The 13,365-nt window shown below is 60.4% G+C and carries 15 protein-coding genes and 2 pseudogenes; 10 read left to right on the forward strand and 7 right to left on the reverse strand.

Features of this window, described 5'->3' with window-relative positions:
* Positions 1–29 precede the first annotated feature (29 nt).
* Positions 30–293, reverse strand: coding sequence for a hypothetical protein (locus tag CHB86_RS23795; protein ID WP_141135001.1), 264 nt, complete (start codon positions 291–293; stop codon positions 30–32).
* A gap of 452 nt (positions 294–745) precedes the next feature.
* Between CHB86_RS23795 and CHB86_RS23800 the strand changes: the two genes are divergently transcribed.
* The 5 genes from CHB86_RS23800 (at position 746) to CHB86_RS24460 (ending at position 3,158) form a co-directional block, all read left to right on the forward strand.
* Positions 746–1,567, forward strand: a complete 822-nt coding sequence (locus tag CHB86_RS23800; RefSeq protein WP_089235615.1) for a transglutaminase-like domain-containing protein — start codon at positions 746–748, stop codon at positions 1,565–1,567.
* A 71-nt stretch (positions 1,568–1,638) separates the two neighbouring features.
* The gene (locus CHB86_RS23805) at positions 1,639–1,887 is read left to right on the forward strand and encodes a ParB N-terminal domain-containing protein (RefSeq protein WP_089235616.1); all 249 of its coding nucleotides are present in this window, start codon (positions 1,639–1,641) and stop codon (positions 1,885–1,887) included.
* Positions 1,888–2,026: 139 nt separating this feature from the next.
* Entirely contained in the window at positions 2,027–2,254 is a 228-nt protein-coding gene (locus CHB86_RS23810; RefSeq protein ID WP_089235617.1) for a hypothetical protein, read from the forward strand.
* Positions 2,255–2,420: 166 nt separating this feature from the next.
* A complete protein-coding gene (locus tag CHB86_RS23815; protein WP_089235618.1) occupies positions 2,421–2,627 on the forward strand; it encodes a cold-shock protein in 207 nt (68 codons plus the stop codon).
* Positions 2,628–2,924: 297 nt separating this feature from the next.
* Complete coding sequence (locus CHB86_RS24460; RefSeq protein WP_176443009.1) at positions 2,925–3,158, forward strand: hypothetical protein; 234 nt, start codon at positions 2,925–2,927, stop codon at positions 3,156–3,158.
* Positions 3,159–3,448: 290 nt separating this feature from the next.
* On the opposite strand, the gene CHB86_RS23820 is transcribed toward CHB86_RS24460, so the two are convergent.
* The 6 genes from CHB86_RS23820 to CHB86_RS23835 form a co-directional block, all read right to left on the reverse strand.
* Positions 3,449–5,005: an ISL3 family transposase gene (locus CHB86_RS23820; protein WP_089235619.1), complete on the reverse strand. Its 1,557-nt coding sequence runs from the start codon at positions 5,003–5,005 to the stop codon at positions 3,449–3,451.
* 331 nt (positions 5,006–5,336) lie between these two features.
* On the reverse strand, positions 5,337–5,648 hold the full coding sequence (locus CHB86_RS24465) for a hypothetical protein (RefSeq protein WP_141135003.1): 312 nt from the start codon (positions 5,646–5,648) through the stop codon (positions 5,337–5,339).
* Between the two features lie 72 nt (positions 5,649–5,720).
* Positions 5,721–6,212 (reverse strand): hypothetical protein, encoded by a 492-nt coding sequence (locus CHB86_RS23825; RefSeq protein WP_089235620.1) that lies wholly within the window; start codon positions 6,210–6,212, stop codon positions 5,721–5,723.
* Between the two features lie 217 nt (positions 6,213–6,429).
* Entirely contained in the window at positions 6,430–7,272 is an 843-nt protein-coding gene (locus CHB86_RS23830; RefSeq protein WP_425445438.1) for a transglutaminase-like domain-containing protein, read from the reverse strand.
* Positions 7,273–7,306: 34 nt separating this feature from the next.
* Entirely contained in the window at positions 7,307–8,047 is a 741-nt protein-coding gene (locus CHB86_RS24470; RefSeq protein ID WP_176443010.1) for a hypothetical protein, read from the reverse strand.
* A gap of 65 nt (positions 8,048–8,112) precedes the next feature.
* A complete protein-coding gene (locus CHB86_RS23835) occupies positions 8,113–8,499 on the reverse strand; it encodes a hypothetical protein (protein WP_089235622.1) in 387 nt (128 codons plus the stop codon).
* Positions 8,500–9,380: 881 nt separating this feature from the next.
* Between CHB86_RS23835 and CHB86_RS23840 the strand changes: the two genes are divergently transcribed.
* From CHB86_RS23840 to CHB86_RS23855, 5 genes and pseudogenes are all read left to right on the forward strand, one after another.
* Positions 9,381–9,587 carry a cold-shock protein gene (locus tag CHB86_RS23840; RefSeq protein WP_089235623.1) on the forward strand — a complete coding sequence of 69 codons (207 nt, stop codon included), beginning with the start codon at positions 9,381–9,383 and terminating at the stop codon, positions 9,585–9,587.
* Between the two features lie 193 nt (positions 9,588–9,780).
* A complete protein-coding gene (locus CHB86_RS23845; protein ID WP_089235624.1) occupies positions 9,781–10,680 on the forward strand; it encodes a fatty acid desaturase in 900 nt (299 codons plus the stop codon).
* Positions 10,681–10,728: 48 nt separating this feature from the next.
* Positions 10,729–11,406, forward strand: coding sequence for a hypothetical protein (locus CHB86_RS23850; RefSeq protein WP_089235625.1), 678 nt, complete (start codon positions 10,729–10,731; stop codon positions 11,404–11,406).
* Positions 11,407–11,630: 224 nt separating this feature from the next.
* Positions 11,631–11,717: pseudogene (locus CHB86_RS24475) on the forward strand (transposase); the annotation flags it as partial.
* Positions 11,718–11,910: 193 nt separating this feature from the next.
* Positions 11,911–13,114 (forward strand): annotated as a pseudogene (locus CHB86_RS23855) (IS256 family transposase).
* The last annotated feature ends 251 nt before the right edge of the window (positions 13,115–13,365 follow it).

Below are 13,365 nucleotides of genomic sequence, written 5' to 3' on the forward strand. Positions count from 1 at the left end.
AAATCAAGAAGGGCAAAGGTGGACGACTTTTACGCCGCCCGCAGCAGGGTCATCCCGCCGCTACCGTGGCCGACTTTCTCACCGCCGTTCTCATGCTGAAGCAGGTTGCCGAGTTTTTGTCGGTCAGCAGGACAATCATTTGCCTGAAGCTCCTCGGAGATGGCATCGATCGCTTCAGTCGATATCGCGCCCTCAACCCGCGCAATCATCTCAGCATCAACCCCGTGCTTCCATTCGCCTTCTTTCGAAAACTGCTCCAAGTACCATTCGGTTGGTGGTTTCCAGTTCGACATAGACAACCTCGTGCAGCGAGTCAGGACGCAATTCGCAGACGATACCGGCGCAAAAGGACTCCACAAACTCGTTCCGTCGCTCGGCACCGTCGAATGTCCGCAAACCGCCGGTCAGACCCTTCGCCGAACAGGCTTCCAACCAACGTTCTGCGACGCCGCATTGGTCAAGGTGGGCGGGAACCGGCCATTCGCTGCAAGAAGGAGCAATCCATGCTGCGAGATTGAAAGCCGACGTTCAGGAGATCACTCGTTTTGAGACAAAGCACTGCATCTCCATCGGTGAAAACAGCCCCGAAGGGAGGGACAGTATTTCAGGCGTTGTCGGTGAACCAAGGACGACGAGGTGGCACCCTTGGCGACGAAGGCGACAACGATGGTTCTACATGCTAAGCGTTGGCCAATCCAAACCGCCGGAGACACCGCTGAAGGTGTCGGCGAGAAAGTCCGTCCCCATGCGACTGCACCTCGGCTGTCGGCTCAGCTTTCAGCTGCCATCAGCGACACCGATGATACTGTTACTGAATGTTCACCACTCGCGCGCAAGCGATCTGGAACGGCCCGATTTGCTGACGACCGACCCCGCAGTTCCCATCGAGAACTACCGTGACGGCTTCGGCAACTGGTGTTGTCGACTGTCTGCGCCAGCGGGGCGATTCACGGTTTCCACGGATGGTATCATTCGGGATCCTGGTCTTTCCGACCTCAAGGATCACGCCGCTGCCCAGGTCGAAATCGGCAAACTGCCGAGCGAGGTCCTGACCTTTCTTCTTCCGAGCAGGTATTGCGAGACGGATCTTCTGTCAGATTTCGCTTGGAAGCAATTCGGAGACACCCGGGCAGGCTGGCCGCGCGTCCAGGCGGTGTGCGACTTCGTGCATGATCACGTGACTTTCGGATATCAGCACGCACGTGCGACACGTACGGCCGCCGAAACACTGAACGAAGGCGTCGGTGTCTGCCGCGATTATACCCACCTTGCGATCACACTCTGCCGGTGCCTGAACATCCCGGCGCGCTACTGCACCGGCTACGTCAGTGACATCGGTCAGGAACCGCCGTTTCCTCCGATGGATTTCGCGGCCTGGATGGAGGTCTATCTCGGCGGCGCGTGGTGGGTGTTCGACCCACGCAACAACGACATCCGTTTCGGGCGAGTTCTCGTTGCGCGGGGGCGCGATGCGGCCGACGTGCCTTTGACACACGGATTTGGCGAGCATCGGCTTACCGACTTCGCTGTATGGATCGAACAGCAGGATGGGGCGTCACAGACCTGATCCCGGAAACGGGACCCTGCGAGTGGTGACCCAAAGCGGGCACGAGGAAGAGACACGTTGGAGAGAAACGCATGCTGAAAAAGGCGCTGTACCCGATCGACAAGATCCGCGTTCCGGTCAAACGCATCAAGACCCTGGATCCTGACAAGGTGTTGGAGCTTGCCGAAAGCATCATGCAACATGGCCAGACGACACCAATACGCTTGCGCAAGGACGGCGATCGGTTTGTCCTGATCGAGGGGTTGCATCGGCTCGAAGCGCTCCGGGCGCTCGGAGAAGAAACCATTATCGGCTACCTCGTGAGTGCGCGGCTGCACTGACTTGCATCCCGCCAGCATGTGCGCTTTCCGGTCCCGTGAAATCCATTCCAGATTTGACTGGCCTTCGAGACCTGGCTGTGCTCTGCGGATGCTGGCTTGCCCAGAATCCTCGGGTCGGTTTCAATCCGGGAGACACTACATGGCACCTCGAAACCAGATCAGCGTCGTCAAGACGGCGCAAATGGCAAACACCCTCAAGCTGGTCATCGACGGAACGGTTGCAGGCTCCGTGGTTGTGATCGACCGGAACACCGTCGAATTGCGCGATCACCGTGACCGGATGCTCGGAACGTTTCCCGATGCGGCGACTGCGATCGCCGAGTTCGAGAAGACGATCGGATTCGACGAGGTCGGGCTCGACCTGTGACTGCTTGAAAAACTTTCCTTGTGTTTGCGGCTGGCACGCCCCATGTATGAAGGGCAACGTTATCTCTTTGACCACTGTCTCCCTTACCCGGCTTCAGTATCGACTTGATCTGACCGAGCCGGGCTGCCGCAACTCCGTGGGCAGCACTCAAACAGGAGACTTCGCGATGGCCAATGGCACCGTGAAATGGTTCAATTCCACCAAAGGTTTCGGCTTCATCGAGCCTGAAGGGGGCAAGCGCGACGTGTTTGTTCACATCAGCGCGCTTGAACGCGCCGGCATTTCGACTCTCGACGATGGTCAGAAAGTGACCTTCGACACCGAGACTGGGCGAGACGGGCGCGACGCCGCGACCAACGTGGCCCTTGCTTGATCAGCCGGGGCGCTTTCTGAGCGCCCCGATGCTCACCCGAAGAAGACGGACGCTTCACACAGAAAAACCAGTGTGAAGCATCGCCACGCCGATCTCGCACCGCAGATCCTGCTCGTGCTCCTCATGATCATCGCAGTGGCATTGAAGTGGGTCGCACTTGCTGACGTTTCGCCGGCAACTGACCCGACAGACTCCCGACGCGGTTCTATTGCCGCCGAGAGCTGAGACGCCCTCTTCCTACCCACCACAGGTTTTACCAGACGGCGCTGCAAGACCAGCGCTGCCCACAATACATGAATGGAAAAAATGAAAGATAATCAGCTCAAAAGCAGTGTTCGCTTCGAACTGGCCAAACTGATCGCACGCCTCGGTCCCGCTCCCACGGATCCGCGACCGACAGACGAAGCCTATGATATTTATTCCGAGATCCGCTTCGCAAGGAACCGGCGGGCGCTTGCTCTGGCTGCGGTCTGCTATTGGTGTGGCCTTGGCCCAACGGATGTGCTGGAACATGAGGCGAACTGGTCGTGACTGGCTTGTGCTGGTCCAGAAGAAGCGGCCTCGAACAAAGAGTTCGCATGGGCAATGCGTAACCGGAGTTCTGCCTCCTCCTACCGTGTCGCTTCTTGATCTGAGATCGGCTCGCTCGGAGCACGATCAGGAAGGAGCTTCGCCATCAATACCACATCGGCGGTTCGCACGGCGGATGACGACCGGACCAGAAACAGGGTGAAGTGTGAACCGGCATGGAAAAGTGACCCCGTAGCAGTGTGATCGGCATCCAGTAATGGCTCTGACTCAGAGTTGATGCACATTGATGCTTATGATGTCACGACGAGACGCGCTCTGAGTAGGTCAATGTTCGCACGTCCATACATCTGGCGTTTCAGCGTCTTCAGCCGATTGATCTGGCCCTCGGTCTGCCCGTTCGACCATGGTTCCCGCAACGCGGCTGCAACTGCGGCGTAATCGCTTTGGATGCCGCGGGCGAAAGACGCAACCATGCTGTCTTTTGCCGTGTCGAGCCAGGCTGCCAATTCTTCGTCGCGTGCGTTGCGGACCATATCGGTGAACCTGTCTATCAGTATTCGAGTGGCTGCGAGGGTTGGCAACGCAGCTTCGATCCGCGCGACTTGGATCGCATCGGCCCTGCACAGGAGATTCCGTCCCGTGGTCAACAGACGTGCAATCCTGCGGGCGGGCGGTGACTTGCCTGTTCCGGACGGCACCGCTTGCTCGGCGCGACGCTGGCGTGTCGCCCACTCGCCGACAACCCTGAGACTGCCCTGAAACCCATCTGCCCGTAGGCGGCGCCAGAGCTCAGCACCGTTCCGGCAGCCGCCGCTCCATTCCCGTTCCAGCCGCTGCAGCCAAGGGGTTAGGCTGCTCTCCCGGATGCGAAAGACGTCTTCGCGCTCACCACGGATGATCTGGCGGACCAGGCCGCGGCTCAGCCCGGTCAGGCGCACAATCCGTTTGATGGGGACACCATCGTCAGCCATCCTTCGAACCATGCGGTTGGTCCGTTTACGTCGCTGAAAGCCCTCGAATTGCAGCTTCTCCGCCGCCGTCAGAAGCTTGGGATCAAGCGTCGTTACCCCGATCGCCTTGCGGATAGCTGGCATGCTTTGCTGCACGGCAGCCAGGAAGGCGGCACTTGCATTCTCAAGTAGATGCCAACGATCGGCGACCTGAACCGCTTTTGGCAGAGCACGTGCGACGGCGCCGCCATAGCCACCATTGCGATCCCTGGCGACGACCTCGATACTCGGACGCGCACGGAGCCACGCTTCCACGGTGGCGAGCTCGCGGTCGGGCAGCAGATCGATTACACACCGCCGTTCAAGATCGCAGATCAGCGTTCCATAGCGTTGTCCCTTGCGCCACGCCCAGTCGTCGATACCGACCACCCGAGGTTCCGCAACGCTCTCCTCGGTTGCGACCCGAGCGCTCCGCAGGAAAGTATCTTTACTCACCCGCAGCAGAAGCCGTTCGGCAAGCGCCTGTGCGGGGCGCCCACCGAGAGCAAGGCCGAGGTGACGCACCAGTCCCTGTAGGCGTGCCGTACGCCGCGCATGTGGCCGGGTGACGGAAGGCGGAAACCGCTCGGCGAAAATCCGGGTAGGACAATGTGTAGCGCGGCAGCGAAAGCGGCGAACCAGCAAGACCAGTTGCACCGCCCGGCCGTGCGCGGGGAGATCGGCTGGTCGGCGACGATACTTGCTGTGAAGATGACGCGAGACAGTGCCGCAACGCGGACAGGTCGCTGATGCGACCGACGAACGAGCGTGAACCCGGATCGTATTGCCATCAAGCTCAACCTGATCGGCCTTTAGCCCTGTCGGAAGAAAACCCTGGCGGGAAAACCATGACGTCATTGGCAACCTCCATCAAAGATTGCCAAAATATAGTGATTTGGACGACCAGCTGCACCAAATGTGCGATAGACCCAAAGTTGCAGGCCGATTGACAGGGTGAAGGTCGCCGGTCCCCTTTCGTGGTCCCAAAATTGCCCGGCATTGGGGGCACGGACAGCCCTGTGCTTCCCGGCGCCGCGGTGCGTCAGGCAAAGGTGCGTTTGCGACGGGCACCAACGCGGTCGCTGCCCCCCCACCGCTCAGAAGGTGGCCTTGCAGCTAAGGCAGTCGCGTTCGGCAGCCACGTCGTGTTGCGCTCGGATGATCGATCGAACGGAATCTTCCCTGTCGATCATGGCTCCTGCTCTTGATGTCTTATCAGGTATGCGATTTCGTCGAGGGCGAGCTCGATCAGTTCCCGGGTCCGGGGAGCCTGTCCGTCTGGTGACGCTGCATAGCGATCAAGAAGAAGTCGGCATCGTTCCATGGTCTCGATCCAGGTCGGCACCGGCTCGGCCATCATTTGCTCTTCCAGACTCTCGAGGTGAGGCTGACCAATCGATTTGGGGCTCGAACCGTTGTTTGCGGAATGCCGCCGCAGCTCAATCTCGATCTTTCCAGCAGCGGTCCTGCGTGCGTCGAGTTCGACTGGTTCGTCTGTCACGGCAAGATCCTCACGAAGGTATCCAGTTGGGGTTGTCACGGGGTTGGCGGACGGTGCTTAGGCCCATTGCCATCATTCACCGATCCCTGGTCGAGAGGTTCCCAGCCGGGGGCGGCGATCATCGACACCATCGCCATCGCGCGGCGCAGCCAAGTCCTGCCTCTGCTCTGCACCACCGGCCTCTCCACCAGATCGAGTACGGTAGAACTCACGCAACTCGGTCTCGGTAACGCCATCAGCCTGCATGACCAGGCAGATCATCGGATCGGCGAGCATCTCCTCGAGGAAGAAGTCCTTGAGCGGCTTGCCTGTGAGCTTGTCCATTGCAACTGCATGATGGAGCTCTGCAAGTGGTACGCTCAGCGTTCGGCTCAGGCCGGGGTGCGACAACTGCGGCTTCAGGTGTATCAGTACGGAAGAGGTCCATGTACCGAGATCGATCGTGTCCAATGGTTCGAGTATCTCGGTCTCGATGTCGTATTCGCCGGGCGGAAGGATCTCGTTGAAACTGGGGAGTTCGAACGGTCGCAGAAAAACCGCGGTCGTCTTGATCGAAGAAGTCATTGTTTATCTCCAGGATGAACTGTGACCACGGATGTCCAGCCGGATAGTGGGGCGTGGGCTGTAGTCTCGTCGTCAGCTACGTTTCGTTCGTGGGACGGACGCCAGTGTATGCGTTGGGCGGTGGGCAGGCGTCACTGTTTCGAAACTCGTTGAGCTCGCCCGACCGGGTGAACCGATGGCGAATGGATGAAACCTGACGACGACGGAGCGCTGCTATTCAGTTGCGGGTATCGGACGGCACTTCCGTCGGAGCGTCTTCCGCGTTGCGTATCCATACTTCGAATTTAGTCAGAGTGTTCGGCCCGAAAGTCTGTGTCAGTGGCACATCAGCCGCGTCCCGACCTCGCGCGATCAGGACCCTGCCGGTGCGCCTTGTGTTGTTTCGAGGATCAAACACCCACCACGCGCCGTTGAGATAGACCTCCATCCAGGCCGCAAAATCCATTTGAGGAAACGGCGGTTCCTGACCGATGTCACTAACATAGCCGGTGCAGTAGCGCGCCGGGATGTTCATGCAGCGGCAAAGAGCGATTGCGGCATGAGTGAAATCGCGGCAGACGCCCTGCCGCCCGGCCAGCGTTTCGGACGCTGTGCGAGTGGCGCTTGCCTGCATGTAGTCGAACGAGACGGCTTCGTGAACGAAATCGCAGATCGCTTGAACGCGAGCCCATCCTGGCGCCGTGTTCTCGAACATACGCCAGGCTTCGTCCGACAGTAGATCCGTGTCGCAGTAGCGGCTGCCCAGAAGATACACGAGCGTCCCGAAAGGCAGGTCTTGAACCGCGTGCTGCGCCGCCTCAGGCGCGAAGGCATCGGGCCGGCCAGAGTCGCGGAAGATGCCGTCGGAGCTGAGGGTGAAGTCGCCGGCAGGCGCCACCAGCCGCGTACACCAGTTTCCGAACCCGTCGCGATAGCTTTCGAGCGGCACGCTGGGCGACGTCACGAGATAGTCGGCCCGCTCCAGATCGCCGAACCGGGAGTAGTGCACATTCAGCATGGCAATGAGCGGCGTAGGTCGAGCGAACTGGTAACTGAGGCGGCATCCGATGTGCATACGTATACCGGACATGCCGGAACGGGCTGGTTTGGGAGAACTATCGTCCAAGAACACACTCCCCATCCGAGAAATGAAAGCTGCGGTCGCATCGCCACCGGTTGCCGGACCGGTCGAAATGCGCGTTCGCCGGCAGATTGATTGCTACACAAGCCTTGCCCTTGGCCTCATATCCGCGCTCACAGCGCCATCCCGGTCCGTATGAGTCCGGGTCGAGAAAGGCATTTGGCGGCACTGGAACGGGATCGCAGCGGCCGTCGACTTTTCGAAATCCCCTCTCGCAGGCCCAAGCGGCCCCATAGTCCGCATTGGTGAGGTAGGCGTTCTCCGGCACGGCAATTGGAATGCAGTTGCCGGCCTTTGCCGAATAGCCACGCGCGCATTTCCAGCCGGACCCCGAAGGGTCATTTGTAAGATATGCATGATCCGGCAAGACAATGACCACACAGTTTTCCCCGTCCCGCCGGAACCCGCGTTCACACTGCCAGTCGTAGCCAGACGAATGCAGGAAGGCGTTGATTGGAATGTACATCGGCGCACAGGCCGTGCCACCTACCTCTTGGTATCCGCGCCGACAAGCCCAGCCCGACCCATACGACCGCCCTGTCGGAAAGGCATTCTCGGGGATATCGATGGGGATGCACTCTGCACCCTCCACACGGTATCCCAGGGCACAGTCCCAGCCACCGCCATAGGCGCGCGCCTCTGCATTCTCCGGTAGCGGTCCGGTGCCGTCCTGCGCAAGGACGGGAAACGCCATGCAGGCAATCATGCCCGCCAACGCGGCCATTCTCGCAAACGGACCTGCCCGGAAAACCTTCGGCCAGGAGAAGGAACGGGCGCGGCTCATCCTTCGTCAACCGCGGGAGGGGCGCTCTCCGGGGTTCCATTCAATTCCAGAGACGCCAGACACGCCTGGGCAATCTCCCGGTCGGGCGCCTCGGCCCCCGGAACGGTTGCCCATCCGGCCTTCATCAGCGCCTCTCGCCGTTGGTAGGTCGAAGCGGCACGGATCGTCGCCAGCTTTTCCACGCGCTCCGGATCGGTTCGGGCAATATCGAGGCAAACAGGCACCATTGCCGAAACGACGTCATCACGTGACATCTCCATCGCCCTGTCACGCGCGGTCCCGCCTGTCACCCAGCCGCCCCATGTAAAGCCAACGATGGAAACGAAAACGGCGCCGATCAGGGCACCTTTTATGCCTGGCTTGAGCCATTCGGGAGTGTTCATATCTTTTCCTCCTGCGGAGAGAGCGCCGCCTCGCTATGAATATCGTTCGGTCACGCAGTCAGGTTTCGGCATTTCGCGCCGTTTCCCGTCTTGCGCCACGTTCCGGACGGCATGGCCTCTGTAAGCCGTGCTCTCCGTATCTCCTCCAGCGCGTCGGCACGTCCGCAGCTCGCACTGGTGTTTCGGCTTCTCGCAATGTTGGTCCCAGCGGCGGCCGCCAGCGGCATCGAGGCGAGTAGCCAGCATTCTCGCGAAGGCCGTGAGCCTTGCCAGTTCGTCCGCAGCGCACAACGCCATCGCGCAACCTCCGCGGCCCTCAGGTGCGCGTGGCTTCACTGTCGTGTGGATGGGTCCCGGCCTCGTGGGATGAAGGCGTTCGAGCCGTCAGGTGAGGCAGGCACTGAGTCCGATTTCTTCAAAGTTCCCATACGGTCCGTGTCCGGACCACGATCCGGTGGCTCCGCCAGGCGCCTCTGCGCTTGGACGGCTGAGATGTACCCGGGGCAACTGCACACGACATAAGGCCGTTCAAACATCTGCCCGAAGCGGGGTCTCCCTTCGTGATTTGGGAAAACTGTCCGTCACGACCGGGGGCGACCTTGGGGCCGCCTGCTCACGCGGCAGGGCAATGACGTAATAAAAACATGGAGCCCCGCGCCTGTATTGTCAATCATTGCATTCGAAATGCGCATTTTGACAAAAAGAAATTTCCAGGCCGGACCGCCCTTGTTTCTCTCTCCTCGAAGCCCCACCTCTGTAGAGCTAACGTTATTCTCTGCGAACCTCTGCCTCCGTTCACCCGGCATCAGTTGATCGATTCGAGCTGACTTTGCCGGGCTGCCGCGCTGTGCGGGCAGCATTCAGAACAGGAGACCACGGATATGGCCAATGGCACCGTGAAATGGTTCAATACGTCCAAAGGCTTCGGCTTTATCGAGCCCGAGTCCGGCGGCAAGGACATCTTCGTCCACATCTCGGCTGTTGAGCGTGCGGGCCTGACCGGCTTGGCCGACGCCCAGAAGGTGACCTTCGACGTAGAGGCCGGCCGCGACGGCCGCGAAAGCGCGACCAATCTCGCGCTCGCATGAAACGAGTGTGACCGGGTGCCCTGATGGGCGCCCGGAATCCATTCAGCCGCGGCGACGGCTGTCTCCCGCAAGTGAACCCGTTTTGGCCGTCACCTCTGGCGGAGCGGCCGAATGGACACGACGTCTCGCAGACTATCGCATCCCGAATTCGGCGCGGAGCCGCATCGAACTGGCTGTGACGGCGCTACCATTCATGGCGATCTTTGCCGCCGCATGGGCTGCATTGTCAGTCAGCCTCTGGATCTCCGTCGCGCTGTCGCTGGCGAACGCAGCCTTTGTGGTGCGCCTTTTCATGGTCCAGCACGATTGTGGCCATGGCGCCTTCTTTGGCAGCCGTCGATGGAATGACTGGGTTGGTCGGACGATCGGCGTGCTGACTCTGACGCCGTATGGTGTGTGGAGGAGAAACCATGCCATTCACCATGCGACGACCGGAAATCTCGACCGCCGCGGCGTCGGAGATATTCCGACGCTCACGGTTTCGGAGTACCGCGCAAAGCCGCTTGTTGGGCGTGCCCTGTATCGCCTGATGCGGCATCCTGCGATCCTGTTCGGGGTGATCCCTTTCTACAGTTTCTTCCTCCAGAATCGTATCCCTATGGGCCTCATGCGGTCCGGATGGCGCTACTGGGCAAGTGCGCTTGGCACGAATGCCGTGGTCTTGTTCATGCTTGGTGGGCTTTACCTGCTTGGCGGCTTGCAGGTCCTGCTCTGCGTCTACTTGCCGATGATGATGCTGGCGGCCTCGGCCGGCATGTGGCTGTTCTACGTCCAACACCAGTTCGAGGAAACGTCCTGGGCGGACGAAGACGATTGGTCGGTGCAGGACGCAGCCTTACACGGTTCATCTCACTACGTGCTGCCCCCGGTCCTGAACTGGATCACGGCGAATATCGGGGTCCATCACGTTCACCACCTTGCCAGCAGGATTCCGTTCTACCGTTTGCCCGAAGTCCTTCGGGACCATGACGCGCTCGCCGATACAGGGCGTCTCACGCTTCGCGAAAGCCTGCATTGCGTAAGCCTCTCTCTTTGGGACGAAAAGAGCCGCCGACTGGTCTCTTTCGCCGAGGCTCGGAGGCTGCCGGCCTGAGGCTGACGCAAAGGACATGACATTTCACCATCGAGGAGAAGATCAACGATGACACGTTCCAGCACAGCAGGCAGCTACGATATGAGCCATGAGGTCTTCAAGGGTAAGAGCAAGAAGAAAACCAAGGAGCGCAACAAGGAAAAGGTCCCGGCGGTCCTCGTCGGCGAGCACGGCCGATATCAGATAAAGTCCGGCTACCTCGCCGGAGAATTCGTTGCACGCGCGTTTCCCAAACCGCCGACGCAGGCGCGCGGACTGATCGCCGAGGCGCGCGGCGCAACGGAAGAGGCTGCAATCGCGAACCTGCTCGAGGTCATCGATGCACGGGAGAACCGCAGAACCGCAGAGCGCAGAACCGATCCGCGATCGGGGTTGGCCGTGCCGAGCACCGAGGAATACCGCGAAGCGATCGGTCAAATCGCCCTGTCGAGACCGCAGCGCGCGATGCTGGCGGCACTGTCTCTCGCCGGCGAAGACGGAATGACGGACGCACGCATGGCGTACGCGGCGGGGTACAAGTCACAGGCATCCGCCAATCGGTCTTTCGCCGGCGCTGGAATGCTGATTGCCAATTATCTTTCCGCCGAGACGGTTTCGAATGGATATTCAAACGTTCTGGAAGGCACCTCAATTCTCGGTTTCAGGGGCGTCGCGCGCAACGAAGAAGACCCCGGAAACTGGATACTCCACCCCGAGTTGCGCGCTTCAGTCAGAAGTGGAATCTGATCTCGAAGATAGATCTCAGTTGCGAAATGCGGTTCCGACGGCTCGCAAACGATACGAACATCCCAGATATCTCTCGGGCACAGCCGGAAGCCCAAGCGCGATGGGGCGGGGCCTGATCCATTTGGGTCGGTTGGCACGGTTGCAAACCGGGTCCTGCCCCGCAAAGCTGATCCGAACCGAATGCGAGTTTTCGGGCACATTTCCGACAGGAGAGGAGTGCCCTTATGCCGAAGAAGCGATTCACGGACGAGCAGATCGCGTTTGCACTGAGACAGGCGGAGGCCGGCATGAGCGTCGGTGAGATCTGCCGCAGTTGAAGCGTCAAGCGATTGATTCGGGGGATTATTCGTAGCGGAAACGGGCGTGGCGGAAGCCACGTTCTGGTAGTGTCCGAGCACGTGGTGGAATTTGGCACCGCGCTGACGGTGTAGCCGGGATGGCCATCGAGGGCGTCGGTTATGGTGGAGTTTACAGACTTCAACCACGGACCGATGGAGACCCCCGATGACCGACACCAACATGCCCCTGATCGAGCTGCTGCAAAAGCACGACGAGGGAGACTTTCTCCGTGCTGTCACCGAGGCGGTGCTCCAGACCGTGATGGAACACGACGTCGAGGGGCTGATCGGCGCTGGCCGCTACGAACGCGGTGGGGAGGCAGACCTGGCGCAACGGCTACCGAGAACGCGAGTTGAAGACCCGGCTGGGCGCTCTGAACCTGCGCGTGCCGAAGCTGCGGCAGGGCTCCTACTTCCCTGGCTTCCTCGAGCCGCGCCGGACCTCGGAGAAGGCCTTGGTGGCGGTGATCCAGGAGGCCTGGATCGGCGGCGTCTCGACCCGGCGGGAGGACGAGCTGGTGCAGGCCATGGGGTTGAGCGGCATCTCGAAGAGCACCGTGTCGAAGCTTTGCAAGGATATCGACGAGCGGGTGCGTGACTTCCTGGACCGACCGCTCACCGGCGACTGGCCCTATCTCTGGCTTGACGCCACCTATCTGAAGGTGCGCCAAGGCGGCAGGATCGTCTCGGTGGCCGCAATAACAACCGTTGCGGTCAACACCGACGGCCGTCGGGAAATCATCGGGCTCAGCATCGGCCCCTCCGAGGCGGAAAGATTCTGGGTCGAGTTCCTGCGCAGCCTGAAGAGCCGTGGTCTCGGCGGGCTGAAGCTTGTGATCTCGGACGCCCATACCGGGCTCAAGGCCGCCATCTCGCGGGTCTTCGATGCGACATGGCAAAGGTGTCGCGTTCGTTGGATCAGGAACGCGCTCGCTCACGTGCCGAAGAGCCAGCACACGGTCGTCGCCGCCGCGATCCGCCAAGCCTTCACCCAGCCCGATCAGAAGTGAGCTAAGGATGTCTGGCGTCACGTGGCTGGCCAGCTCCGCGGCCGCTGGCCGAAGCTCGCCACCCTCATGGACGAGAGCAAAGCCGACGTGCTCACCTACATGGCCTTCCCGGCGCAGCATCGCACCAAGCTGCACTCGACGAACCCACTGGACCGTTTGAACAAGGAGGTGAAGCGGCGGGCCGACGTCGTCGGCATCTTCCCCAACGAGGATTCGATCATCCGCCTGATCGGAGCGGTGCTCTTCGAACAGAACGATGATTGGCAGAGCCAACACCGATACATGCAGGTCGAGGCCTTCGCGCTCGTCGATGCCGCACAGATCGACCCGCTTCTCAGCATTTCAACGCAGGCCGCCTGACCGATGACCTCGAATGGACAATCCGGAATCTCCACCACAATGACGGACGTTAACCGGAAGATCATCACCACCAATATAAGGGGGTCATTTTTGATGGGATGGATGCCCCCGCCCGACGGCATCGCGATGTGCCAGGATGGTGATGCTGAAGTCACCTGAACTGGCCCCCATTTCGACCGGACACCTGGGCTTGACCCAGGAGGCTTAGGGATAGCCCTGAGCACATGCTTATGTCTGAGATTGAAATCATC

The sequence above is a fragment of the Tropicimonas sediminicola genome (genome assembly GCF_900188335.1).
GTDB classification, from domain to species: Bacteria; Pseudomonadota; Alphaproteobacteria; order Rhodobacterales; family Rhodobacteraceae; genus Tropicimonas; species Tropicimonas sediminicola.